The sequence below is a fragment of the Pseudomonas sp. DG56-2 genome (assembly GCF_004803755.1).
GTDB lineage: Bacteria > Pseudomonadota > Gammaproteobacteria > Pseudomonadales > Pseudomonadaceae > Aquipseudomonas > Aquipseudomonas auratipiscis.
On the sequence record NZ_CP032311.1, the window covers coordinates 2,303,438 to 2,326,802 of the forward strand.

Genomic DNA, 23,365 nt, shown 5'->3' on the forward strand with positions numbered 1-23,365 from the left:
TTACAGCCAGTAAGTGACTGCCCACCAACCCAGGCCACCCATGACCACGGTATACGGCAGTGCCATCCACACCATCCGTCCGTAGGACAGGCGAATCAAGGGGGCAATCGCCGAGGTCAGCAGGAACAGGAAGGCGGCCTGGCCATTGGGTGTGGCGACGCTTGGCAGGTTGGTGCCGGTGTTGATCGCCACTGCCAGGGTTTCGAAGTGTTCGCGGCTCATATGACCGTCAAGGAACGCCTGTTTGACTTCGGTGATGTAGATGGTGGCCACGAACACGTTGTCGCTGATTGCCGACAGCAGGCCATTGGCAATGAACAACATGCCCGGCTGTTGCTCGGTCGGTAGTGCCAGCACCCACTGGATCAGCGGAGTAAACAGTTGCTGATCATGAATCACCGCAACCACCGCAAAGAACACCACCAGCAACGCGGTAAACGGCATTGCGTCCTGGAAGGCGCGGCCCAAGCGATGTTCATCGGTGATGCCGGTGAATGCCGTGATCAAGACAATCACCAGCAGACCAATCAAGCCCACTTCGGCAATGTGCAAACCCAGGCCGACAATCAGGATCAGCGCGGCCAGGCCTTGTACCCACAGGGCAGCGCGTTGTTGCGTGGTGCGCTGGGCGTCGTCTTCGGCCGCGTAACTGGCCAGCACCTGGCGCACGCTATCGGGCAGCAGGGTGCCGTAGCCGAACCAGCGCAGCTTTTCCAGCAATACGCAGGTCACCAGGCCCGCGACCAGCACCGGCAGGGACACCGGCGCGACCTTGAGGAAAAAGTCCGCAAAGTGCCAGCCCATTTCATGGCCGATAAGCAGGTTCTGCGGTTCGCCCACCAGCGTGCAGACCCCACCCAAGGCGGTACCGACTGCGCCATGCATCAGCAGGCTGCGCAGGAAGGCGCGAAACTGCTGAAGGTCGTCGCGTTGCATCTGAGCGATGTCATGGTCGCTGTCCAGGTTCGACTCTTCCCGTGGATTGAACCCCGAGGCCACCCGGTGATAGACCGAGTAGAAGCCGACAGCTGCGCTGATGATCACTGCGGTAACGGTCAGCGCATCGAGAAAGGCCGACAGGAAGGCCGAGAGAAAGCAGAACAGCAAGGCCAGGACTGCTTTGGAGCGGACCCCGAGCAGAATCCGCGAGAACAGAAACAACAGCAGGTCCTTCATGAAGTAGATACCGGCGACCATGAACATCAGCAGCAGGATCACCGGAAAGTTGTGCTGCAGCTCGTTGTAAAGCGCCTCGGGCGTACTCATGCCCAGTATCAACGCTTCTAATACCAGCAAGCCGCCGGGCATCAGTGGATAGCACTTGAGCGCCATCCCCAGGGTGAAGATGAACTCGATCACCAGCGCCCAGCCGGTGACGACCGGCCCCAGGGTAAACAGCAGCAGCGGATTGAGGATCAGGAACAGGCACAGGGTGGCCTTGTACCAACGGGGCGACTGCCCAAGGAAATTGTGGGCCAGGGCGCCGGCCAGAGAGCGGGACATGAAAATGTATCCTAATAATTCTACAGGAGCGCAAAGTGCCGGATACAGGCCGCCAGATCAAGGTAAAAGTCCCGGTTTTGGCACAACCGCTGCCTCGGTCCCGTTGCCAGCCTTGATATAGTCGGCAAATTGATCCAGCCCCTCTCAAGGAATGCAATTGTGAGCGACTACCAGGCACTCGAAGTAGAACTGACCGAATTTAAGGCATTCAAGGTCGAGCTGAAGAACAGCATCGCCCACGTGCAGATCAACCGCCCGGAAAAGTACAACGCCATGAACGCGGCGTTCTGGAGCGAGATCGTCGAAGTCTTCAAGTGGATCGATGAAACCGACGCTGTGCGTGCGGTGGTGATCAGCGGGGCAGGTAAGCACTTCTCTTCTGGCATCGACCTGATGATGCTGGCGTCGGTGGCCAACGAGCTGGGCAAGGACGTGGGGCGCAACGCCCGTTTGCTACGCCGCACGATCTTGCGCATGCAAGCCTCGTTCAACGCCGTGGACAACTGCCGCAAGCCGGTGCTGGCGGCGATCCAGGGTTACTGCATTGGCGGCGCCATCGACCTGGTTTCGGCCTGCGACATGCGTTACTGCAGCCAGGACGCGCAGTTCTCGATCAAGGAAATCGATATGGGTATGGCTGCCGACGTCGGCACCTTGCAGCGTCTGCCGCGCATCATTGGCGATGGCATCATGCGTGAGCTGGCCTATACCGGGCGTACTGTCGAGGCTGACGAAGCCCTGCGTATCGGCTTGGTCAATCGCGTCTACGATGACCATGAGGCATTGCTTGAAGGAGTCTTTGCCATTGCCGCTGAAATTGCGGGAAAATCACCGATTGCCGTGGCCGGCACCAAGGAAATGCTCAGCTATATGCGCGATCACCGTATCGACGATGGCCTGGAGTACATTGCCACCTGGAACGCTGCCATGCTGCAATCCGCCGATCTACGGGTAGCCATGGCTGCCCATATGAGCAAACAGAAACCCGAGTTCGCCGACTGATTGCAGCGGCGGGCCCGCGCAAGGAACCGGAACATGGCTGTGCGTTGGACCACCGCAGTACTGGATACGAACCTCGCAGGCGGCTGGGCAGTCGCTCGCTGTCGCGAGGGCTTCCTGGTTGATGACAACGGCGCGCTGTTTCCGCGCGACTGGCTCAAGCGTCAAGAACTCGATGTAGCGTTCGAGCACGGTGTCGGCCATTTTGATGGCCAGCCGGTGTACTTGCTCGAACTCAACAGCGCCCAGACGGTCGCCGGCTGCAGTTGGCGCGGGCTGCGCCAGTTCATGCTCGAGGGTGATTTCGACACCTACAAAATCCTCGGCTATGCCGCCCAGATCGGCACTTGGGCCCGTGAACATCGCTTTTGCGGCAGCTGTGGCCAAGCCATGACCCAGGTTCATCTGGAGCGGGCAATGTATTGCCAGCCTTGTGACCTACGCAGCTATCCGCGTATTTCGCCCAGCATGATCGTACTCATCACCCGTGGCGACGAAATTCTCCTGGCCCGCTCACCGCGTTTTGTCACCGGGGTCTACAGCACCCTGGCAGGCTTTGCCGAACCCGGCGAGTCGGCCGAAGATTGCCTGGTGCGAGAGGTGCGCGAAGAAGTAGCCATCGAGGTGCAGAACATTCAGTACGTGGGCAGCCAGTGCTGGCCGTTCCCGCACTCGATGATGCTTGGTTTTCATGCCGAATATGCCAGCGGCGAGATCGTCATGCAGGCGGACGAGATTGAAGATGCGCAGTGGTTCCGGGTCGATGCGCTACCGCCGTTGCCAGCGGGGCGCTCGATTGCCCGTTACCTCATCGATCTGTATGTGGCGCGCCGCTTAGGCCTGCCCGAACCAGTGTTGCCACGCTAGACGTACGGTCAGGGCCAGTACCACGGTAATGAAGACCGGGCGAATGAACTTGCTGCCGCCGCTGATGGCGGTACGCGCGCCGAAGAAGGCCCCGACCATCAGCGCCGAGCCCATCGACAAGCCCACCAGCCAGTCGACCTGACCGGAAAAGATGAACACCGACAGGGCCGCAGCGTTACTGACGAAGTTCATGCTGCGTGCCACGCCACTGGCTTTCACCAGGTCGATGGGGTAGAGCAGCAGCGTGCTGACGGTCCAGAACGCCCCGGTGCCGGGGCCTGCGACGCCATCATAGAAGCCCAGGGTCAGTCCCTGGGGCAGTTGCCACTTCTTCTTCACGGGTACATCGGCGTCCAGCGGCGCCTTTGGCGTACCGCCGAACAGCAGGTACACCCCGCAGAGAAACACGATGACCGGCAGCATCTTGTTCAGCCACTCGGCTGGAAGGTAATGCGCAACGACAGCGCCGATCAATGCACCGACGAAGGTGCCGGCCAATGCATGGCGCCACTGCGCCGGGTGAAACAGCTTGCGGCGGTAATAGGTGAATCCGGCGGTGGCCGAGCCGAAGGTCGAGCTCAGCTTGTTGGTGCCCAGCACCAGGTGCGGGGGCATGCCGGCGGTGAGCAGGGCAGGGGTGGTCAGCAGACCGCCGCCGCCGGCGATGGCATCGATGAATCCGGCAACAAAGGCAACGGCGGCGAGAATGGCGAGGGTGGTCAGATCTACGCTAAGTTCGAAAGGCATGGCATGGGCTTAATCGGTTGGGCACAGAAGGAGCTGCGCCTGACGGTCGGCATGTTAAAGGAGATCAAGGCAGTCTGTCAGGGAATCAGATCCTGGCACCTTCTGCGACAACCGGCCGCACCCCGAAAATAAAGGGATACAGACGTACGGGGCAATAGAGGCTGGAACCCCGGCTGGGCAACATGACAAAATGTCGCGCTTTCTCGACAGGCCTCGACCATGAGGCACAACACCCTCCCAAAAGGATGGTTACATGACTGATTTACTGACCCGGCGCCAGGTCATGGCCGGGATCAGCCTGCTGAGCCTTGGCGTTCTGGCAGGTTGCGACCCCCGCTCTGGTGGTGCGCTCGACTTCAAGTATGGCAAGGACATGAGCAACAAGATCCTTGGTCGCTCTTTCAAACTCAAGGACACCCAAGGAAACCCGCGTACGTTGTCGAGCTTTTGGGGCTCCATGCCGATGGTATTCTTCGGCTTTACCCAGTGTCCGGCCGTGTGTCCGACCACGTTGGCGCGTGCTGCGCAAATCAAGAAGTTGATGGGCCGCGATGGCGGTTTCCTGCAGGTGGTATTCATCAGCCTTGACCCTGAGCGCGACACGCCAGAGGTGCTCGATGCCTACGTCAAGGCTTTCGACCCTTCCTTCGTAGCACTGACCGGTACGCTCGAAGAGACTGCCGCGGCCGCCAAGGAATTCGGTGTGTTCTACGAAAAGGTGCCCAGTGGCGACACCTACACCATCTCGCACACCTCTACCAGCTACGTCTTCGATTCCCGTGGCCAACTGCGCCTGGGACTGTCTCATTCACTGACCGCCAAAGAGTGTACGGAAGATTTGCTCACGGTCATGGAGGTATGTTGATGCGTTACACTGCCCAACCTTTCAAACGCACCCTGGCCGCCCTGGCCCTGATTGGCCTGGCATTGCCGGCCATGGCCGAAACCAGCGTCAAGGACGCCTGGGTTCGCGCAACCGTGCCGCACCAGCAATCGACCGGTGCTTTCATGGTGTTGACCGCCAGCACCGACAGCAAATTGGTGGATGTGCAGTCGCCGGTGGCCGAAATTGTCCAGGTGCACCAGATGACCATGGACAACGATGTCATGGGCATGAAGCAAGTGCACAGCGTTCATCTGCCGGCCGGCAAGGCTGTGAGTCTGGACCCGAACGGTTATCACGTCATGCTCATGAAGCTCAAGCAGCAGGTCAAGGAAGGCGAGCAGGTGCCGCTGACGCTTGTGGTCGAAGATGCCAAGGGCCAGAAGCAGACCCTTGAGATCCAGGCGCCGGTTCGTGCGTTGAACGCCGAAGCCATGCATGGCGGTCACGACCACATGCATTGATCGCCTGTTACGGGCTTACAAAAGCCAGGCTGCTGTCAAGGACGGTAGCCTGGTTTTTTTGTGCCAACGACTACGTACCGGGTCTGCCAGGGGTGAGCACAGGATTGTGGCGCAAGTGGCGATGGGCATATCCGTTTGATGCAGTGGCACCACTGGCTGGTTTCGCCTTTACGGCGACCCACTTTTGTTGGGGCAAAAGTGGGCAAAACCCCCTGTCCCTGCATCCGGCCCTACGCTGCGCTCCGGGTACCCTCATTCCACCCTTGCTCCCGTGGGGACCGCGCCGAAGGGCCGTCCCTGGCCCTGCGGCGCTCGCCGGCCATCCATGGCCGTCGCCCCACTACGCAAGGGTTCCATTCGGCCTGCTGAAGGGACGACTTGTGGCGTCTGCACGATTTGTGTAGGTAGAAGCACAGCAACTGCAACTGCAACTGCAACTGCAACTGCAACTGCAACTGCAACTGCAAGGCGCTGGTGTTCAGCTTTTGATGTTGATCTAGCTCTTCGTACATCGCCAGCCCAGACACCCTGGATCGTCCCTTCAGTAGGCTGAGTGTAGGTATTGCGTAGTCGGGTGCAGGCCATGGATGGCCTGCGAGCACCGTAGGGCCAGGACGGCCCTTCGGTGCGGTCCCGACGGGAGCAATGCCGGAGCGAAGGGACCCGGAGCGCAGCTTAGGGCCGGATGCAGGGACACACGGTTTTGATTCCTTTTGCCAAGACAAAAGGGATGCGCCGTAAGGGCGCAAAGGTGACTCCAAACCGCCCATGCCAATGGATCAGCGTCTGGCTGTATGCGTCACTGACTACGCATCGGGCCTGTTAGCGGGTGAGCACCGAAAATGTGGCTCGAGTGGCGATGGGCATATCCGTTTGATGCAGTGGCACCACTGGCTGGTTTCGCCTTTACGGCGACCCACTTTTGTTGGGGCAAAAGTGGGCAAAACCCCCTGTCCCTGCATCCGGCCCTACGCTGCGCTCCGGGTACCCTCATTCCACCCTTGCTCCCGTGGGGACCGCGCCGAAGGGCCGTCCCTGGCCCTGCGGCGCTCGCCGGCCATCCATGGCCGTCGCCCCACTACGCAAGGGTTACATTCGGCCTACTGAAGGGACGATGTGTGGCGTCTGTACGATTTGTGCAGGTAGAAGCACAGCAACAGCAACAGCAACAGCAACAGCAACAGCGAGACGCTGCTGTGCTGCTTTTGATTTTGAACCGCCCACGCCAATGGATCATCCCCCGGCTGTAGGTGGCGTCACTCACTTACAAGCAGGGTTACAGCTTGCGGCGCCTGCCGGTGATCATCGACAGTGGCAGGTTTTCCTTCATTCGCAGGCTTTCGAATACAGCAGCGGCGATATGCACACCCACCAGCGCCAATAAGGTGTTGGCCATGTACTCATGGATATCGCGCGGCAGCTCTTCGCCCCAGAAGTAGTCCACTTCTTCCATCAGAAAACCGCTGACGCCCAAGCCCAACATCAATGCCAGCATCAGCACCATGACCAGTGCACCGAGCGGTGAATGGCCCAGGCGGTGGTAGTCTTCGCCGCTGAACAGCGCATGCACGTGCCATTTGAGCCGCGCTGGGGTTGGCCAGAAATCCCGCCAGCGCGCGGCCGGTGTGCCGACAACCCCCCACACAGCACGAATCAGCACGATGGCCACAGCGTAATAGCCCAGCCATCGGTGCCAGTCGTCGCCTTCTTCGGTAAAGAAGTAGCCACCCACGAAAGCCAGCACCAGCGACCAGTGGCAGAATCTAACCAACGGGTCCCATAGGCGCAGTGTTTCGTCGTGCACTTCAGTCGATCTCTTCTTTCACCTTCTTGCCGGTGACCGGATCGAAGTAGATTTCGACTTTGCGCTTGTCTTTGTCCCAGCCGTAGATCTCATAACAGTTGCCATCGGTGATCTTGAACTTCTTGATCTCGTAGCCCTGTTTTTTCAGCTCTTGCTGGAAGTTGTCCGGGTCTTGCCACTGGACCTTGTCCGCTTTGGAACACTCGGTCTTGGCGAGGGTCAGCGGGCTGGACAACAGCAGTGCAACGAGCAGAAGAGTACGCATGAGAAGCCCTCGTGATGATGAAAACACGTGGCAGCACAGCTATGGGGCCTGCCTCGGTAACGGCGTCAGTTCAGCGAAAACGCGGCAGGGGTCGGTCGACCCTCAGCGAGGTCAGGGTTTTTTTGACCAGTGCGTCGTCAGCTTCCACTGCCTTGAGGCTGGCGCGGATTCTGCCGGCGACCGGTACGTCACCTTGGCGGTCTATCCAGTCGGCAATTTCCTTGCAGGCCGAGGCCAATGTGGCTTGCCGATGATCGATCAAGGTCAACAGAGTGGTGATGTCTTTATCGGACATGATTCATTCCTCCTATCACGGCATTGAGTGTAGCAGTGGCCATGGAAACTGCCCTCGCCAATCAGACCGGCAGCGCTGTTGTGACAGGCCGGGTCCTGACGTACTATCCTTGCCAGCAAGCGATACTCCGCATACTTATAACCAATTCCTCAGCGCACACGCTTCCACTCATGCCCGATGGGCCTGGGTGCTTCATGCTGGGCGCAATTTCGCGCCCGGCGTCTGCAATCGATCTGGAGTAACACCCCCACCGATGAATACACCCGTGGATGCGCGATCCGGCAGCTGGCTCAGTGTGATAGCCCTGGCCCTGGCGGCGTTTATTTTCAATACCACCGAGTTTGTGCCGGTGGCGCTGCTCAGCGACATTGGTACAAGTTTTCAGATGTCCACCGCCCAGGTCGGCTTGATGCTGACGATCTATGCCTGGGTGGTAGCGCTGGCGTCACTGCCGATGATGTTGCTGACGCGCAATATCGAGCGGCGCAAGCTGCTGATCATTGTTTTTGTACTGTTTATTGTCAGCCATATGCTGTCGTGGTTGGCGCAGAGCTTCAGTATTCTGTTGCTCAGTCGAATTGGCATCGCTTTGGCGCATGCCGTGTTCTGGGCCATTACCGCATCCCTTGCGGTACGGGTCGCGCCACCGGGGCAACAGGCCAAGGCGCTGGGCTTGCTGGCAACCGGCACGACGCTGGCGATGGTCATGGGCATTCCGTTGGGTCGGGTAGTAGGGGAGGCCTTGGGCTGGCGCATCACCTTCCTGGCGATTGCCGGGGTGGCGTTGGCGACCTTGATTTGCCTGGTCAAGTCGCTGCCGCTGTTGCCGAGCCAGAACTCGGGCTCTTTACGCAGCGTGCCGGTTCTGTTCAAGCGTCCGGCGCTGGTGACCGTGTATGTGCTGGTGGCCCTGGTGATTGCCGCGCAGTTCACCGCGTACAGTTATATCGAACCGTTCGCCTTGAACGTGGCGCAGGTTGGCGGCGAGAGAACCACGCTGCTGTTGTTGCTGTTCGGTGGTGCAGGCGTATTCGGGTCGGTACTGTTCAGCCGTTACAGTGAACGCTTCCCCAGCGGTTTCCTGCTGGCCGCTATTGGCATTCTGGCGATCTGCTTGCTGCTATTGCTGCCTTTGTCAGAGAACTTCGGCCTGCTCGGCACCTTGAGTATGTTCTGGGGCGTGGCGATCATGTGCTTCAGCCTGGCGCTGCAGTCCAAGGTGTTGCTGCTGGCGTCGGATGCTACCGACGTCGCCATGGCGATGTTTTCCGGCATTTACAACATAGGCATTGGTGCCGGAGCCTTGATCGGTAGCCTGGTCAGCGTGCACATGGGTTTGGCCAATATTGGCCTGGTCGGTGGATCGCTGGCGCTGATCGGTTTGTTGTTGTGCGGGGTGACGACTTATCGCTTTAGCCGTGGCGCCTGAGCGCCTCCCCGCACTGTTGTACAGTGGCGTGAATCAGTGAACTGAATCGAGCGCCTTGATGAACAGCACATTGTTTTCCAGGTGAATGTGCTGCATCAGGTCATCGCGAAACTCCAGCAGGCCACGGTACAGGGCCCGCCAGGTGTTGCAGGCGTCCGCAGGCGGGGTGATGTTGTTGGTCAGCGTCAACAGGATGTCCAGCGCTTCACCGTGCTGGTCGTGCTCCAGGCGCAATACTCTGATAGGCGGTGCGGCGCGCTCACCTACGCCTTGTTGCAGCATAGGGAAGAGTATTTGTTCTTCCTTGAGCATGTGCCCCTCAAGTTCCTGCTGCATGTCCTGAAGATGGTTGGCCAAGCCGTTGGGGCAGGAGTTGCGTGCGCCATGAACCTGTTCTACACGTCGCGCCAGGCGGATCAGCTCCGGCAACTGTTGACGGTGACGGTCGTGGTAGCGCGAGAGAATGTGCGCGATCAACTCCGCTTCCGGCAATTGGCGCCAGTCTTGTGCGCTGGCACCGCTGTCTTGCAATTTGCCAAGGGCTTCGGCGATCAGTGTTGGGTCCAGTTGTTTGCCCAAGGCAGCTTCGCGCAGGGTTTTCTGTCCGCCGCAACAGAAATCCAGGTTGAAACTGTGAAAAATTCGGGTAGCGCCGGGGATGTCGCAGGCCAGTTGACCGAGGCTTTTTTCGAGAAGTATCTGGCTCATCAGGGTTCCTTGGTAGGGATTGCAAAAGTCCCCTTGCTGATTGCATTGCCTGTGCCACTTTTAACTGATTGAAATCATGGCGTTTATTTTTTCCAGTGGTAAAAATCACCTTGATAAGCCAGGGTAGATACAACCACATGAGGTCATTAACACCATGCAACGTGAAAGCCTAACCGCCGATCTGGTTGTTGAGTTGCCCAATGCCGTGCGCCTGCAACGGCTGGTGCAGACACTGCGCGAATACTTCAAATGCGGTGCCGTCGGCCTGTTGCGACTCGATGACGACAGCTTGCGCCCAGTGGCAACCGTCGGCCTGGCGCACGAGGCACTTGGGCGGCGCTTTGTCATTGCCCAGCATCCGCGCCTGGCAGCGATCATGGCCTCGCGTGAGCCGACCTGGTTCGAGCCGGACAGCCGCTTGCCCGATCCATACGACGGTTTGCTCGACACGGCACTTCATGAACCCCTGGCGGTACATGACTGCATGGGCGTGAGCCTGTATGTGGAAGGGCAGGTCTGGGGCGCGATTACCCTTGATGCGCTTGAGGCCGGGACCTTCGACGATGCTTCGCGGATCGAACTCAAATGCTGCACGTTGCAGATCGAAGCGGCATTGAGGGTTACCCGGCTGGAACAGGAAAACCGCAGCCTGCGCCTGTCACGAAGCGAGCCCGCCGACCTGCGCATGCCCGTGCAGGAGGGCGAGATACTTGGTCAGAGTCAGGTCATGCATCAGCTGTTGAATGAACTGGACGTGCTGGCGGACTCGGAGTTACCGGTATTACTCCTGGGTGAAACCGGCGTGGGCAAGGAGCTGTTCGCCCGGCGCCTGCACCGTATTTCCCGGCGCAGCCACAAGCCACTAGTGCAGGTCAATTGCGCCGCATTGCCGGAGTCGCTGGCTGAAAGCGAGCTGTTCGGTCACGTTAAAGGCGCGTTTTCCGGTGCCAACAGTGACCGCGCCGGGCGCTTCGATGCGGCCAATGGCGGCACACTGTTTCTCGATGAGGTTGGTGAGTTGCCGTTGAGCGTTCAGGCCAAGCTGCTGCGCACGTTGCAGAATGGCGAGATCCAGCGTCTGGGCGCAGACAAACCGCTGCATGTGAATGTGCGCATCATTGCCGCCACCAATCGCCATCTGCCCGACAGTATTCGCGATGGCCTGTTCCGCGCCGACCTGTACCACCGCCTGTCGGTCTACCCGGTGCCGATTCCGCCGTTGCGCGAGCGTGACAACGATGTCCTGATACTTGCCGGCCAATTTCTCGAACTCAACCGTACCCGTCTGGGCCTGCGTGGCTTGCGCCTTTCGCCGGCCGCCGAGCGGGCGCTGTTGGCCTACCACTGGCCGGGCAATGTGCGTGAGCTCGAGCACGTGATCAGCCGCGCCGCCCTCAAGCAGCTCAGTCGCGGTGGCAGCCGCAGCCTGATCATTACCCTGGAGCCAGAAGTGCTCGACCTCGACACCAGCGTGCCCGCTGCAGCCAATACTGAGCTGCCAGAGCAAGGGCATGTGTCAGGTATGCCGCCGCCGTCGTTGAGCGAGGCGGTCGATGCCTGCCAGCGCCGTACCATCATTCAGGCGCTGGAACTGAGCGAGAATAATTGGGCGAGCGCCGCACGGTTACTCCAGGTCGATCCGAGCAACCTGCATAAGCTGGCCAAGCGACTGCGCTTGAAGTAAGCGCGACGTTGATGGCGGTCAAGGTGAGCAACGGGGCAAGCCAACAGACTGCGCACTCCATCCACCGGAGATCACCGTCATGCCCTTGCCCCTGTCCCTGGCACAGATGCGCCGCAACTACACCCTTGGAGGCCTGCAGGAAGACGCCGCGGCGCACGATCCTTTGCAGATGTTCGAGCAATGGCTGATACAGGCACGGGAAACCGAGTGCGCTCCGGTGGAGGCCAACAGTATGCACCTGGCGACCGTCGACAGTCAGGGGCGGCCCCATGGCCGCGTGCTGTTGCTCAAGGGCTTGAGCGCGGAGGGCTTTACCTTCTTCGGCAATTACCAGAGCGCCAAGGGTCAGGAGCTGGATGCCAACCCATGGGCGGCCATGACCTTCTTCTGGCCGGGCCTTGAGCGTCAGGTGCGCATCGAAGGGCAGGTTGGACGGCTTTCAGCCCAGCTCAGCGATGAATATTTCGACTCCCGCCCTGTTGCCAGTCGCCTCGGCGCCTGGGCGTCGCCACAAAGTCAGGTGCTCGCCAACCGGGCGGCGCTGGAGGAATTGCTGGCGCAAACCATTCGCCGCTTCGTCGACCAACCGCTGCAGCGTCCGCAGCACTGGGGCGGCTACTGCTTGCGGCCTGAGCGCATGGAGTTCTGGCAGGGCCGCGCCGATCGCTTGCATGACCGCCTGGACTACCGCCTGCAGGATGGGGTGTGGCAGCGCAGTCGGCTGGCCCCTTGAACGGAGCGGCCGCTAGAGGTACCTCCTTGGAGGAATAGGTTCGCTGACGGTTTCGGTTCAGGCTTTGGCGCATTCACACTAAGGGAGGGTCCGCACATGGCCCATCTGGCGCAACACACCTTTCAGCCGCTGAACATTGCGGTACTGACCATCAGCGATACGCGCAGCTTTGACAACGACACCTCGGGACAGACGCTGTGCGACTTGTTGCAGGCAGCCGGGCATCAGTTGATCGATCGCGACCTGGTCAAGGACGATATCTACCAGATTCGGGCCACGATCTCGCGCTGGATTGCCGACCCCAAGGTGCAGGTCGTGCTGACCACCGGCGGCACCGGATTTACCGCGCGCGACAACACGCCGCAGGCGGTCGAGCCACTGCTCGATAAACACGTGGAAGGCTTTGGTGAGTTGTTCCGTCAGGTCTCGCTGGCGGAAATCGGCATGTCCAGCCTGCAGTCGCGGGCGCTGGCCGGAATGAGCAACGGCGTGCTGGTGTGCTGTGTTCCAGGTTCACCTGGGGCCTGTCGCACCGCCTGGAATCAGATCCTGCTTGGACAACTCGACAGCCGCACCGGGCCGTGCAATTTCGCCCCGCATCTGAAGGTCCAGGCTGACCAGGTAATCGAGGCCTGTGGGGGCCGCCCATGAGCCACAAAGTATGTGACAGCGGCAAGTTGATGCCGGTCGATCAAGCAATTGGTCACTTGCTCGAACAGGTGCCGCCACCGCCGGCGGCGCAAAGCGTGTTGTTGGAGAAGGCCTTGGGCCGGGTACTGGCAGCGGATATCCATTCGCCGCTCGATCTTCCAGGCTGGGACAACAGCGCGATGGATGGCTTCGCCTTTCGCGCAGTTGATCTTCCTGCCGCCGGCGGCTGCCTGAAACTGGCCGGGCGTATCGCCGCCGGGCAGGCAGCTACAACGCCGTTGCTCGAAGGGCAGGCAGTTCGCATTTTTACCGGAGCGCCGTTGCCCCCGGGGGCCGACACCGTCGTGCCGCAGGAGCTTTGCCGGGTCGAAGACGATCAGGTCTGGCTACCGCCCGCCAACCTTGGGGATCACGTGCGCAAGGCCGGCGAGGAGATGCGCAAGGGCTACCTGCTACTCCAGGCTGGAAAGCGCCTGCGTGCCCAGGAGTTGGGCCTGTTGGCTGCTGTCGGGGTGCGCTGGGTGGACGTCTATCGACCCTTGCGTGTGTGCCTGCTCAGTAGCGGCGATGAACTGCGTGAACCCGGCCAACCCCTGGCGCCGGGGCAGATCTACAACAGCAACCGCTATTGCCTGACGGCGCTCTTGCAAGGCTGGGGTGTCGAGGTTCATGACTATGGGGTAATGGCTGATGACCTTTCCGCTAGCTGTCATGCCTTGAGCCTGGCGGCCTCCGAGTGCGACCTGATGCTCAGCTCCGGCGGTGTTTCGGTTGGCGAGGAAGATCACCTCAAACACGCCATCGAGACCCTGGGTAGCCTGGATCTCTGGCGCCTGGCGATTCAACCGGGCAAGCCACTGGCCTTTGGTCAAGTGGCGGGCAAGCCTTGGATCGGTATGCCTGGCAACCCTGCCGCGGCATTGATCACCGCCCTGATAGTCGTACGCCCGTTCTTGCTCCGCGCCCAGGGTGTGCGTGATGTAGCGCCGCGGCCGATGGCCATGCCGGCAGGCTTCGACTGGTTGCAGCGCAACAAGCGTCGGCAGTACCTGCGCGCCCGCTTGACGCTGCAGGAGAATGGTCAGCCGAGTATCCAACTGCACCCGCAGCAGAGCTCGGCGATGCTCGCGGCAGCCTGTTGGGCCGATGGTCTGGCAGTGGTGGAGTGTGAGCAATTGGTACACGAGAACGACAGTGTGACCTTCCTGTCTTTCGCTGAACTCATGCAGTAATGAGCCTTGATTGTCGTCAAGGCCTGCGTCGTCGGTCTGGCTAGACTGGCGGCGCATTTTCGATTGCACCGGGCCTGCTCGCGTTACGCATCGGAGGCGGGGTCGAGACAAGTTCTTTGATGAGGAGTACCCATGCAACTGGTCTGCCCGGCAGGGAATCTGCCTGCGCTCAAAGCGGCGGTGCGCCAAGGCGCCGATGCTGTCTACGTCGGCTTTCGCGATGACACCAACGCCCGGCACTTCGCTGGACTGAACATGGACGACAAGCAGTTTGACGCCGCCGTCGCCCATATCCGCCATCACCAACGCAAGCTCTATGTCGCGGTCAATACCTACCCGCAGCCACAAGGCTGGGAACGATGGCAGCGGGCAGTGGATCGCGCCGCCGATTATGGCGTCGATGCGCTGATCGCTGCCGACCCCGGCGTGCTGGGTTATGCCAGCCAACGCCATCCTAATCTGAACCTGCACCTGTCGGTTCAGGGCTCGGCAACCAACGCCAGTGCCCTGGCGTTCTATGCCCAGCATTACAACATTCGCCGGGCGGTGTTGCCGCGTGTGCTGTCGCTGGCGCAGGTGCGTCAGGTCGCGGCCAACAGCACGGTACCCATTGAAGTTTTTGCGTTTGGCAGCTTGTGCATCATGGCTGAAGGCCGTTGCCACTTATCGTCGTATATCACCGGAGAGTCGCCGAACCTGTGTGGTGTGTGCTCGCCGGCCAAGGCCGTGCGCTGGAGTGAGGACAGCGACGGCTTGAGTGCTCGCCTGAGTGAAGTGCTCATCGATCGTTACAGCCCAGAAGAACCTGCCGGTTATCCGACCTTGTGCAAAGGCCGTTTCCTGGTGGGGGGCAAACGCTTCCATGCCCTTGAAGAGCCCACCAGCCTGGATACCCTTGATCTGCTGCCGGAGTTGGTGGCCATGGGGGTAGAGGCCGTCAAGATCGAGGGTCGCCAGCGCAGCCCTGCCTACGTCGAGCAGGTCACCCAGGTTTGGCGTGCGGCCCTTGATTCTCATCGCCAGGCGCCCGAGCGCTTCGCAGTCAAAGACCAGTGGCGCAAAGTGCTGGCCGGCCTGTCCGAAGGCAGCCAGACCACCTTGGGCGCCTACCATCGATCATGGCAATGAGGGACTGGACATGAAACTCAGCCTGGGACCTGTTCTGTACTACTGGGACAAAGAGCAATTAGGACGTTTCTATTCCGAGATGGCCGGCTTGCCGCTGGACGTCATCTACCTGGGTGAAACTGTCTGTTCGAAACGCCGGGCCATGAGCCTGGATCATTGGTTGGGCCTGGCGCGTGAACTGCAAAGCGTCAGCCAGGCGCAGATCGTCTTGTCGAGCCTGACCCTGGTCGAAGCCGCCTCTGAGCTTTCCAGCCTGCGGCGCTTGTGCGACAACGGCCAGTTGCTGGTGGAAGCCAACGATATGGGCGCGGTGCAGTTTTTGGCCGAGCGCAAGTTGTCCTTCGTCGGTGGCCCCGCGCTCAACCTGTACAACGGTCACGCCCTGGCGCAGATGCAGTCTTGCGGCCTGATCCGTTGGGTGCCACCTGTGGAGTGTTCGGCTGCGCTGATTCGCTCGATACTCGATCAGCTCAAGGGCTTGGGGCGCGACTTGCCGGAGGTCGAAGTCTTTGCCTATGGGCACTTGCCGCTGGCGTATTCGGCGCGCTGCTTCACTGCGCGTGCCGAGAATCGGCCCAAGGACGACTGCCAGTTCTGCTGCCTGAACTATCCCGATGGCCTGGCCCTGAGTAGCCAGGAAGGTCAGCCACTGTTCACCCTCAACGGCATCCAGACCATGTCGGCCGAGGTCACTAACCTGTTGGCCGACTACGCCGGGCTCACGGCCAGCGGCGCGGACATGTTGCGTTTGAGCCCGCGCGCCGAGGGTATGGTCGAGGTGGTCGAAGCCTTCGATCGTGTGCGCCAGGGTGAAATGCCGCCGCTGCACGTAGAGGGCTGCAATGGTTACTGGCATGGACAGGCAGGGATGCTGCGAGTAGAGGAGGTGGGCCTGTGTTGAATCGAAAGGAATGGCTGCTGCGTGGCGCCGACCGGGTGCTTCCACTGATCCGTCGGGTGCCTTTTGTGCTGCAGCGCGTAGCATTGCAGCAGGCGCTTAATCGTTGCCTGGCCGAGCCACTGAAGAACGGCGATTTCGATCTGCTGCGTGGGCGCTGGTTGTGCCTGCGAATTCCCGATCTGAATCTGAGCTGGTACGTGACCCGCACCGTCTATGGTTTGCAGATAGCCGCTCAGGCCAAGGCCGATGTGACCATCCGCGGCAACTGGCGTGAATTCCTGCTGTTGGCCAGCCGTCAGGAAGATCCCGATACGCTGTTTTTCAGGCGGCGTTTGGTGATTGAAGGGGACACCGAGCTGGGACTGACCCTGAAAAACCTGATCGACAGCCTCGACCCGGACGTGTTGCCAGTATGGCTATGGCGCAATCTGGAGCGGGCTGGCAAGGGCTTGGCCGCAGGCTAAGCCGTTCGCGGTCAGGCCATGTGATCCGCCAGCAACTGGCGGATCTCGGCGAACACCTCATCGGCCTGCGCCGGGCTGCAATCCTCCCCGTAACGCTTGCGCAGGCCCATTTGGCTGAGGATCACGTGCTGGTCGGCCTGCAGGTCGTGCAGGTGCAGGCAACTGGCGACGCATTCCAGTGGGCAGCCATCGAGCGCCAGAATCGGCCGTCCTGAACGGGCCAGATTGACCAGCGCCGGCACCTGTCCACCCACCCCGACAATGCAGGACATCTGTGCCAGGCCTTCGCGATCCAGGCGCAGTGCCACGTCATTGGCCAGTTGCGCAACGTTGGAACAACCGGAGCAGGAGTACACCAAGGGCAGGGTAGTGCGAGACATGAAGGCTCTCCAGTGGTAGGCCGATCAGACCTGATAGTCGGCCAGCGCGTCGTTTGCCAGGATGCGAATGTCGCGACGCTCCATGGCAATCAGGCCGTTCTCCACCAGGCGATGGAGGATGCGTGAAAAGGTTTCCGGCTGGATGCCCAGTTTCGAGGCAACCAGGCGTTTTGACACCTGCAGCAGCACGCGGCCATCCTCGGGATCCTGTTCCTGCAGCAAGAAGTTGATAACCCGTTGGCTGGCGCTGGCCAGGGTCAAGGTGTCGATGTCCTTGAGCCGCTGATGCAGGTGGATGCTCATGCTGGCCAGGATCGCCAGGCACACTTGTGGCTGGTCCTCCAGGGCATTGCGGTAGTGGCTGCCTTCGATGCTGACCACCACGCTGTCCTTGAGCGCTGTGGCGCTGACCGGGTAATAACGGGTCTGGCTGAACAGCAGGGCTTCGGCAAAGGATTGTCCGGGCTGGATGATCTCGACGAGATTCTCCTGACCCTGTGCGGTGATGCGATACAACTTGATCTGGCCACTGACCAGAAGAAAGAAACGTTTGGCCGGGTCACCCTGGTGCATGAGGGTGTCGTGGCAACTCAGGCGACGCTGCAAGGCCAGGCCGCAGACCTGTTCGAAAACGCGTTCGGGCAGGTTGCTGAATAGGTGGTGGCGGCGCAAGAACAGTACAAGGGAAGGATTGGTCAGCATGGAGTACCTCCTGCCGGTATGGTAGACCTGCGGGGACTTGCGGCCTATGCCTCCGCCGGCCTACCTCCAAAGGGGCAGTCAGCCTTGGCGCAGGTGCTCCATGGCCCACACCGCGGCCTCGACCCGCGAGCGCAGGCCCAGCTTGTGCAGCAGATTCTTCACATGAACTTTGACTGTGCCTTCAGTGATGCCCAGCTTGTGGCCAATGACTTTGTTGCTGTAGCCGCTGGCGATGGTCTTGAGCACCTGGCGCTCGCGCTCGGTGAGTTCTACCTCCGGTTGACGCGGCGGTGAACGCAGAGCCTGGGCCATCACTTGGGTAAGCCCCGGGCTGATTACCAAGGATCCATTCATGGCATCGCGGATGTACTGGATCAGCAGTTCCGGCTCCATGTCCTTGAGCAAGTAGCCGTCGGCATCCAGGCGCAGTGCGTCACGGATGTCGTCTTCGGCATCGGAGACGGTGAACAGCAGGACCTTGCCGGTATAGGCCTGGGCGCGCAGGTGGCGCAGGGTCTCGATGCCGTTCATCTGCGGCATGTTGTTGTCCAGCAGGACCAGATCCGGTTGCAGCGGCTCGATCATGGCCAGCGCTTCTTCGCCGTGATTGGCTTCGCCAACGATGTCGAAGTCGTCTTCAAGTTCCAGCATCTGACGGATGCCGCGACGCATCATGGGGTGGTCATCGACCAGGAGAATACGGCAGCGCACGGGCATGTTCATGAGATATTTCCTTGTAAGGGTTGCCCGAGAAATTCCGGACGGAATTCCATCTGGACGAGGGTGCCTTGCGGATCCCTGGGGAGTATTTGCAGTTGGCCGTGCAGGCTGCGAGCGCGTTCATCCATGATGTGCAGGCCATGATGCTCACGTGGGTCACAACTGCCAACGAAGCCGCGGCCGTCGTCCTCGATGGACAGGCGCACGGTCTCTCCCTCCTGGCGCAATTCCAGCCAGGCGTTCTGGGCGTGGGCGTGGCGCAGGCAATTGGAAAGCGCCTCACGGGTGATCTGAAGGATGTGGATCTGCTCGCTGGCTGACAGCTCGAAGGCCAGGTTGTCGACCTTCAGGTGCACCTGGAAATCGCCGCGACGGCTGAATTCCTGGGTGGTGTCCTTGAGGCCCTGGACCAGGCCTGCGTCCTGGATTTGCAGACGGAAGGTGGTCAGCAGTTCGCGCAACTGGCGGTAGGCATTGTTCAGGCCTTCGCGCAGCTCGGCAGTCACGCTCTCCAGGGTCTCTACCGATTCGCCACGGCGCATCAGGGTTTGCATGCGGCTGACCTGCAGCTTCATGTACGACAGGGCCTGGGCCAGCGAATCATGCAGCTCGCGGGCAATGATGGCGCGCTCTTCGAGCAGCAGCAAGCGGTGGTCTTGCTCGCGCTGGCGCTTGAGCGACAGCGAAGTGCCGATCAGGTTGGCCAAGGCCTGGATAAGTTGGGTTTCCCAGGCCTGCGGAGCGTGGCCATCGATGAAGTGCGCCTTGAGCTCACCCAGCGTGCTGCCCTGGTTGCTGATGCTGTAGATGTGTGGTTTGAGTTGCACATGGCGCTGGCAGGTGGCGCAGTCGGTGCTGGCACAGATTCTGCGGCTGTCGGCGCCATGCAGGGCGAGCAATTGTTGGGCAGGCGCTTGCAATTGGCCCTGCAGGCACAATGACAGGCGCAGGCCGGGCAGGCGTTGCTGGAAGCGCCGGATCAGTTCATCCAGGCCTTCGGCGTTGGCCAGGCGCGTGGCCAGGCTGGAGCTGCTCTGGTACAGCAACTCCAAGGCGGCGTTTGCCTGTTGCAGGTTCAAGGTTTTTTGCTGGACCTGGGATTCCAGTGTGCGATGGGACTGTTCGATGGTTTCGGCCATGGCGTTGAAACTGGTGGCCAGTTGACCCAATTCATCCTCGGATTGGTGATTGACCCGAGCCTGGAACTCGCCACGGCGAAAGCGCTGGGTCGCATCCACCAATTCCTGCAGTGGGCTGATCACGCTGCTCTGCAATTCATAGAGGCCAATCAGCAGGACGATCATGGTGATGAACAAGGCAGCGCCCTGGATCATCTGTTGCCAGGTTTGCTTATGTTCGCTCTGGCGCTGCAGCAGGTTGACGAACTGGTTGAGCTGTTCGATGAAGGGCAGGGCGTTGGCCTGGAATGCCATGGCATCACCGCGTTCCAGTGCCGGATTCAAGGTGTCGCGCCAGTACGCCTGCAGTTGTTGATAGCTGGCGTCCACGGCCTTATTGCTGCCGTCTTCCAGCACGGCTTTCAGGGTCTGGCTATTGAGACGCTGTTGCAAGCTTTGGCTGACGTGGGCGATTTCGTCGGCGTTGGCGCCGGAGGCCAGTTTCCAGCTCAGGCGGTATGTCTCCATGCGCACCGAGCCTGCGGTATTGATCGCCGCCGCATCGCCCTGGCTGAACCAGGCGATCAGACCGGCGCTCAACGAGCTCGCCAGCGCCAGCACCGCGATCAGGATAACGGCGAGACCGGCTCGGGCGGGCAACGAGCTACGCAGCCAACGGATCATGTCCGCAGGCCGACGAAAAAATGATGGAAAACACGCATGCAGGGCTCCGTTGTTATGACTGCCGATGTTTCTGCAGCCCGTCCCTGGCGTTCTACCTCTAAAGAGTTCTTATCCTTCGACCCGGCCCGAATCCATCGGCTAAAAACGCCAAAACACTGATAAACAAAGGGTTTTGAGGTTTTTACTGTCTACCTCGTTGGAGGTAGATGGGTAAAGCATAGCCCTGATTCGCTTTTGGGTTCGTTGATCCGTATCAAGTTTTTACCGGGTCCGCCTCTCTAGTCTGCCGCCATTGCTTTTAAACGGGAGACGCAACATGAACCCACCGCGTGTAAAACAAGGCCTGGTTTTAGGCATGAGCACGCTGGCCTTCACCGTCTGTTTCATGGTCTGGATGATGTTTGCCGTGCTGGGCGTGCCGATCAAGGAACTGCTCCAGCTCAATGAGACCCAGTTTGGTCTGTTAGCCGCTACTCCCGTATTGACTGGTTCACTGGTGCGCTTGCCATTGGGGATTCTGACCGACCGTTTTGGCGGTCGCATCGTGTTCTTCCTGCTGATGTTGTCCTGTGTATTGCCGCTGTACTTGATCAGCCACGCCACAGCCTATTGGCAGTTTCTGGTACTGGGGCTGTTTGTCGGCCTTGCCGGTGGCTCCTTCTCGGTGGGTATCGCTTACGTCGCCAAATGGTTCGAAAAGGAAAACCAGGGTTTCGCCATGGGCGTGTTCGGTGCCGGTAACGCCGGCTCGGCGCTGACCAAGTTCCTCGCTCCTGCGTTGATTGCAGCCGGTAGCTGGCAACTGGTACCGAAAGTCTTCAGCGCCATCCTGTTCATTACCGCGCTGTTGTTCTGGTTCCTTACCTCTGACAACAAAGCGCACCGCAGTGCCAACGGCGCGACCCTCGGCGAGCAACTCAAGTCGCTGAAAGATCCTGCAGTGTGGCGCTACTGCCAGTACTACTCGATTGTCTTCGGCGGCTATGTAGCGCTGGCACTGTGGATGACCAAGTACTACGTCGAGGAATACGGTTTCACCCTGCAAAGTGCGGCCCTGCTGGCTGCCTGCTTCTCACTGCCAGGTGGCGTGCTGCGTGCGGTCGGCGGCTGGATGTCGGATCGCTGGGGCGCTCAGAGCGTGACTTGGTGGGTGCTGTGGGTCAGCTGGATCTGCCTGTTCCTGCTTTCCTACCCACAGACTCAATTGCAAGTGCAGACCCTCAACGGCCCGCTGGATTTCCATATCGGCCTGAATCCGGTGCTGTTCACTGTACTGCTGTTCATTATCGGCATTGCCTTCGCCTTCGGCAAAGCCTCGGTATTCAAGTACATCGCCAATGACTACCCGCAGAACATGGGTGCGGTATCGGGCATCGTCGGTCTCGCCGGCGGCCTGGGTGGCTTTGTCCTGCCCATCATGTTTGGCGCCCTGGTCGATCTGACCGGCGTGCGCTCCTCGGCTTTCATGCTGCTGTACGGCGTGGTCTGGGTGTCGCTGATCTGGATGTACTTCAGCGAAATCCGCAAACGCCCGCTGCTCGGTAAACAGCCGCAGACGACTTCGAATTCGTTTTCAAGCATTGCCCAAGGAGAAGACCATGTCGGTTCTTAAGAAGCCTGACTCAGGCCCGGTCATACATGACTGGCGCCCTGAAGACCCCGCATTCTGGGGGCGTAGCGGCAAAAAGACTGCAACCCGCAACCTGTGGATTTCCATTCCCGCGCTGCTGTTGGCCTTTGCCGTATGGATGGTCTGGAGCACGGTGATCGTGCGCCTCAACGCCATCGGCTTCACCTTCACCACTGACCAGTTGTTCTGGTTGGCAGCCTTGCCGGGCCTGTCTGGCGCAACCTTGCGGGTGTTCTACTCGTTCATGGTGCCGATTTTCGGCGGCCGTCGCTGGACTGCAATCAGTACCGCTTCGTTGCTGGTACCAACTTTGTGGATGGGCTTTGCTGTACAGGACCCAAGCACCCCTTACAGCGTGTTCGTGATCATCGCCTTGCTGTGTGGGTTCGGTGGCGGCAACTTCGCCTCGAGCATGTCCAACATCAGCTTCTTCTATCCAAAGTCGCAGCAGGGCACTGCCCTGGGGCTTAACGCCGGCCTGGGCAACCTGGGTGTCTCGGTCATGCAGTTCGCCGTGCCCATGGTGATTACCTTCGGCGTGTTCGGTGTGCTCGGCGGCCAACCGCAGGTACTCGCCGATGGCACTCAATTGTGGCTGCAGAACGCGGGCTTCCTGTGGGTGCCGTTCATTGTCGCGGTGACGCTGCTGGCCTGGTTCTGCATGAATGATCTGTCCAGCGCCAAAGCCTCGTTCAGCGAGCAGGCGGTGATTTTCAAGCGCAAGCACAACTGGCTGATGTGCTGGCTGTACCTGGCCACCTTTGGCTCGTTCATTGGCTTCTCTGCCGCCTTCCCGATGCTGATCAAAACCTCGTTCCCGGAAGTCAACGCCTTGGCTTTCGCGTTCCTTGGCCCGCTGGTTGGCGCCCTGGTGCGTCCGCTGGGTGGCTGGTTGGCGGACAAGCTTGGCGGCGCGCGGGTCACCCTGTGGAACTTCGTGCTGATGATCGTGATGGTCTTTGGCGTGCTGCACTTCATTCCGCAACCGGGTGTTGCCGGCAACTTCTACGGCTTCCTGGGCATGTTCATGCTGCTGTTCTTCACCACCGGCATTGGCAACGGTTCGACCTTCCGCATGATCCCGGTGATCTTCCGCACCCAGCATGAAAAAGCCGCTGCCGGCAAAGGCGCCAAGGCGCACGAACAGGCATTGAAAGACGCGGGCAAGGAATCGGCTGCGGTGCTCGGTTTCAGCTCGGCGATCGGCGCCTTCGGTGCCTTCTTTATTCCCAAGACCTTCGGCTCGTCGATGGCCATGACCGGTAGCCCGGCGATGGCGTTCTACATGTTCGTCGGTTTTTACCTGAGTTGCATTGTCGTGACCTGGTGGTGGTACGCCCGCAAAGGCGCCGCAACCCCCTGCTGACACGATCT

The 23,365-nt window shown here is 60.2% G+C and carries 24 protein-coding genes; 14 read left to right on the plus strand and 10 right to left on the minus strand.

Annotated features, from left to right (window positions below; translation table 11 throughout):
* Positions 1-1,503: a sodium/proton antiporter NhaB gene (gene nhaB, locus D3Z90_RS10460; protein ID WP_136475665.1), complete on the minus strand. Its 1,503-nt coding sequence runs from the start codon at positions 1,501-1,503 to the stop codon at positions 1-3.
* Positions 1,504-1,692: 189 nt separating this feature from the next.
* On the opposite strand from nhaB, the gene D3Z90_RS10465 reads away from it, so the two are divergent.
* A complete protein-coding gene (locus D3Z90_RS10465) occupies positions 1,693-2,505 on the plus strand; it encodes a crotonase/enoyl-CoA hydratase family protein (RefSeq protein ID WP_136478918.1) in 813 nt (270 codons plus the stop codon).
* A 33-nt stretch (positions 2,506-2,538) separates the two neighbouring features.
* The gene (gene nudC / locus D3Z90_RS10470) at positions 2,539-3,369 is read left to right on the plus strand and encodes an NAD(+) diphosphatase (protein ID WP_136475666.1); all 831 of its coding nucleotides are present in this window, start codon (positions 2,539-2,541) and stop codon (positions 3,367-3,369) included.
* On the opposite strand, the gene D3Z90_RS10475 is transcribed toward nudC, so the two are convergent.
* Positions 3,337-4,116 (minus strand): TSUP family transporter, encoded by a 780-nt coding sequence (locus tag D3Z90_RS10475; protein WP_136475667.1) that lies wholly within the window; start codon positions 4,114-4,116, stop codon positions 3,337-3,339. The two genes, nudC and D3Z90_RS10475, sit on opposite strands and share 33 nt — an antisense overlap.
* A gap of 253 nt (positions 4,117-4,369) precedes the next feature.
* Here D3Z90_RS10475 and D3Z90_RS10480 point away from each other — a divergent pair, with 253 nt between their 5' ends.
* Both D3Z90_RS10480 and D3Z90_RS10485 read left to right on the plus strand, forming a co-directional pair.
* Positions 4,370-4,981 (plus strand): SCO family protein, encoded by a 612-nt coding sequence (locus D3Z90_RS10480; protein WP_038611884.1) that lies wholly within the window; start codon positions 4,370-4,372, stop codon positions 4,979-4,981.
* Positions 4,981-5,463, plus strand: a complete 483-nt coding sequence (locus tag D3Z90_RS10485) for a copper chaperone PCu(A)C (protein WP_168198457.1) — start codon at positions 4,981-4,983, stop codon at positions 5,461-5,463. Before D3Z90_RS10480 ends, D3Z90_RS10485 begins: the two co-directional genes overlap by 1 nt.
* A 1,276-nt stretch (positions 5,464-6,739) precedes the next feature.
* On the opposite strand, the gene D3Z90_RS10495 is transcribed toward D3Z90_RS10485, so the two are convergent.
* The 3 genes from D3Z90_RS10495 to D3Z90_RS10505 form a co-directional block, all read right to left on the minus strand.
* On the minus strand, positions 6,740-7,267 hold the full coding sequence (locus tag D3Z90_RS10495; RefSeq protein ID WP_136475669.1) for a cytochrome b/b6 domain-containing protein: 528 nt from the start codon (positions 7,265-7,267) through the stop codon (positions 6,740-6,742).
* 1 nt (position 7,268) lies between these two features.
* Entirely contained in the window at positions 7,269-7,532 is a 264-nt protein-coding gene (locus tag D3Z90_RS10500) for a PepSY domain-containing protein (protein WP_136475670.1), read from the minus strand.
* 70 nt (positions 7,533-7,602) lie between these two features.
* The gene (locus D3Z90_RS10505) at positions 7,603-7,827 is read right to left on the minus strand and encodes a hypothetical protein (RefSeq protein ID WP_136475671.1); all 225 of its coding nucleotides are present in this window, start codon (positions 7,825-7,827) and stop codon (positions 7,603-7,605) included.
* A gap of 253 nt (positions 7,828-8,080) precedes the next feature.
* On the opposite strand from D3Z90_RS10505, the gene D3Z90_RS10510 reads away from it, so the two are divergent.
* A complete protein-coding gene (locus tag D3Z90_RS10510) occupies positions 8,081-9,256 on the plus strand; it encodes a sugar transporter (protein WP_136475672.1) in 1,176 nt (391 codons plus the stop codon).
* Positions 9,257-9,289: 33 nt separating this feature from the next.
* Here the strand turns inward: D3Z90_RS10510 and ytfE are convergent, their stop codons facing one another.
* On the minus strand, positions 9,290-9,964 hold the full coding sequence (ytfE, locus tag D3Z90_RS10515; RefSeq protein WP_136475673.1) for an iron-sulfur cluster repair protein YtfE: 675 nt from the start codon (positions 9,962-9,964) through the stop codon (positions 9,290-9,292).
* Positions 9,965-10,118: 154 nt separating this feature from the next.
* Between ytfE and norR the strand changes: the two genes are divergently transcribed.
* The 7 genes from norR to D3Z90_RS10550 all read left to right on the plus strand — a co-directional run bounded on the left by norR (position 10,119) and on the right by D3Z90_RS10550 (position 16,757).
* Positions 10,119-11,648, plus strand: coding sequence for a nitric oxide reductase transcriptional regulator NorR (gene norR, locus D3Z90_RS10520; RefSeq protein ID WP_136475674.1), 1,530 nt, complete (start codon positions 10,119-10,121; stop codon positions 11,646-11,648).
* An 85-nt stretch (positions 11,649-11,733) separates the two neighbouring features.
* Positions 11,734-12,381 (plus strand): pyridoxamine 5'-phosphate oxidase, encoded by a 648-nt coding sequence (gene pdxH, locus D3Z90_RS10525; protein WP_136478919.1) that lies wholly within the window; start codon positions 11,734-11,736, stop codon positions 12,379-12,381.
* 96 nt (positions 12,382-12,477) lie between these two features.
* On the plus strand, positions 12,478-13,032 hold the full coding sequence (gene moaB, locus D3Z90_RS10530; RefSeq protein WP_136475675.1) for a molybdenum cofactor biosynthesis protein B: 555 nt from the start codon (positions 12,478-12,480) through the stop codon (positions 13,030-13,032).
* Positions 13,029-14,264, plus strand: coding sequence for a gephyrin-like molybdotransferase Glp (gene glp, locus D3Z90_RS10535; protein WP_136475676.1), 1,236 nt, complete (start codon positions 13,029-13,031; stop codon positions 14,262-14,264). The genes moaB and glp overlap by 4 nt, the downstream gene beginning before the upstream one ends.
* A 132-nt stretch (positions 14,265-14,396) precedes the next feature.
* Positions 14,397-15,392: a peptidase U32 family protein gene (locus D3Z90_RS10540; protein WP_136475677.1), complete on the plus strand. Its 996-nt coding sequence runs from the start codon at positions 14,397-14,399 to the stop codon at positions 15,390-15,392.
* A 10-nt stretch (positions 15,393-15,402) separates the two neighbouring features.
* The gene (locus D3Z90_RS10545; RefSeq protein WP_136475678.1) at positions 15,403-16,293 is read left to right on the plus strand and encodes a U32 family peptidase; all 891 of its coding nucleotides are present in this window, start codon (positions 15,403-15,405) and stop codon (positions 16,291-16,293) included.
* Complete coding sequence (locus D3Z90_RS10550) at positions 16,287-16,757, plus strand: SCP2 domain-containing protein (protein ID WP_136475679.1); 471 nt, start codon at positions 16,287-16,289, stop codon at positions 16,755-16,757. Before D3Z90_RS10545 ends, D3Z90_RS10550 begins: the two co-directional genes overlap by 7 nt.
* An 11-nt stretch (positions 16,758-16,768) precedes the next feature.
* On the opposite strand, the gene D3Z90_RS10555 is transcribed toward D3Z90_RS10550, so the two are convergent.
* From D3Z90_RS10555 to D3Z90_RS10570, 4 genes are all read right to left on the minus strand, one after another.
* Positions 16,769-17,137 (minus strand): putative zinc-binding protein, encoded by a 369-nt coding sequence (locus D3Z90_RS10555; protein ID WP_136475680.1) that lies wholly within the window; start codon positions 17,135-17,137, stop codon positions 16,769-16,771.
* Between the two features lie 24 nt (positions 17,138-17,161).
* Entirely contained in the window at positions 17,162-17,839 is a 678-nt protein-coding gene (locus D3Z90_RS10560; RefSeq protein WP_136475681.1) for a Crp/Fnr family transcriptional regulator, read from the minus strand.
* Between the two features lie 78 nt (positions 17,840-17,917).
* Entirely contained in the window at positions 17,918-18,562 is a 645-nt protein-coding gene (gene narL, locus D3Z90_RS10565) for a two-component system response regulator NarL (protein ID WP_136475682.1), read from the minus strand.
* Positions 18,559-20,361 carry a HAMP domain-containing protein gene (locus D3Z90_RS10570; RefSeq protein WP_136475683.1) on the minus strand — a complete coding sequence of 601 codons (1,803 nt, stop codon included), beginning with the start codon at positions 20,359-20,361 and terminating at the stop codon, positions 18,559-18,561. Before D3Z90_RS10570 ends, narL begins: the two co-directional genes overlap by 4 nt.
* 316 nt (positions 20,362-20,677) lie before the next feature.
* On the opposite strand from D3Z90_RS10570, the gene D3Z90_RS10575 reads away from it, so the two are divergent.
* Entirely contained in the window at positions 20,678-21,973 is a 1,296-nt protein-coding gene (locus D3Z90_RS10575) for a nitrate/nitrite transporter (protein ID WP_136475684.1), read from the plus strand.
* Positions 21,960-23,357, plus strand: coding sequence for a NarK family nitrate/nitrite MFS transporter (locus D3Z90_RS10580; RefSeq protein ID WP_136475685.1), 1,398 nt, complete (start codon positions 21,960-21,962; stop codon positions 23,355-23,357). The genes D3Z90_RS10575 and D3Z90_RS10580 overlap by 14 nt, the downstream gene beginning before the upstream one ends.
* The last annotated feature ends 8 nt before the right edge of the window (positions 23,358-23,365 follow it).

Bases quoted from the DNA above. Each gene is read 5' to 3' on its own strand.
- ytfE (WP_136475673.1), bottom strand. From the start codon at position 9,964: ATGAGCCAGATACTTCTCGAAAAAAGCCTCGGTCAACTGGCCTGCGAC.
- nudC (WP_136475666.1), top strand. From the start codon at position 2,539: ATGGCTGTGCGTTGGACCACCGCAGTACTGGATACGAACCTCGCAGGC.
- D3Z90_RS10505 (WP_136475671.1), bottom strand. From the start codon at position 7,827: ATGTCCGATAAAGACATCACCACTCTGTTGACCTTGATCGATCATCGG.
- D3Z90_RS10555 (WP_136475680.1), bottom strand. From the start codon at position 17,137: ATGTCTCGCACTACCCTGCCCTTGGTGTACTCCTGCTCCGGTTGTTCC.
- D3Z90_RS10545 (WP_136475678.1), top strand. From the start codon at position 15,403: ATGAAACTCAGCCTGGGACCTGTTCTGTACTACTGGGACAAAGAGCAA.
- moaB (WP_136475675.1), top strand. From the start codon at position 12,478: ATGGCCCATCTGGCGCAACACACCTTTCAGCCGCTGAACATTGCGGTA.
- D3Z90_RS10475 (WP_136475667.1), bottom strand. From the start codon at position 4,116: ATGCCTTTCGAACTTAGCGTAGATCTGACCACCCTCGCCATTCTCGCC.
- norR (WP_136475674.1), top strand. From the start codon at position 10,119: ATGCAACGTGAAAGCCTAACCGCCGATCTGGTTGTTGAGTTGCCCAAT.
- D3Z90_RS10575 (WP_136475684.1), top strand. From the start codon at position 20,678: ATGAACCCACCGCGTGTAAAACAAGGCCTGGTTTTAGGCATGAGCACG.
- D3Z90_RS10485 (WP_168198457.1), top strand. From the start codon at position 4,981: ATGCGTTACACTGCCCAACCTTTCAAACGCACCCTGGCCGCCCTGGCC.
- D3Z90_RS10570 (WP_136475683.1), bottom strand. From the start codon at position 20,361: ATGATCCGTTGGCTGCGTAGCTCGTTGCCCGCCCGAGCCGGTCTCGCC.
- D3Z90_RS10510 (WP_136475672.1), top strand. From the start codon at position 8,081: ATGAATACACCCGTGGATGCGCGATCCGGCAGCTGGCTCAGTGTGATA.
- D3Z90_RS10480 (WP_038611884.1), top strand. From the start codon at position 4,370: ATGACTGATTTACTGACCCGGCGCCAGGTCATGGCCGGGATCAGCCTG.
- D3Z90_RS10500 (WP_136475670.1), bottom strand. From the start codon at position 7,532: ATGCGTACTCTTCTGCTCGTTGCACTGCTGTTGTCCAGCCCGCTGACC.
- D3Z90_RS10540 (WP_136475677.1), top strand. From the start codon at position 14,397: ATGCAACTGGTCTGCCCGGCAGGGAATCTGCCTGCGCTCAAAGCGGCG.
- narL (WP_136475682.1), bottom strand. From the start codon at position 18,562: ATGAACATGCCCGTGCGCTGCCGTATTCTCCTGGTCGATGACCACCCC.
- glp (WP_136475676.1), top strand. From the start codon at position 13,029: ATGAGCCACAAAGTATGTGACAGCGGCAAGTTGATGCCGGTCGATCAA.
- nhaB (WP_136475665.1), bottom strand. From the start codon at position 1,503: ATGTCCCGCTCTCTGGCCGGCGCCCTGGCCCACAATTTCCTTGGGCAG.
- D3Z90_RS10580 (WP_136475685.1), top strand. From the start codon at position 21,960: ATGTCGGTTCTTAAGAAGCCTGACTCAGGCCCGGTCATACATGACTGG.
- D3Z90_RS10560 (WP_136475681.1), bottom strand. From the start codon at position 17,839: ATGCTGACCAATCCTTCCCTTGTACTGTTCTTGCGCCGCCACCACCTA.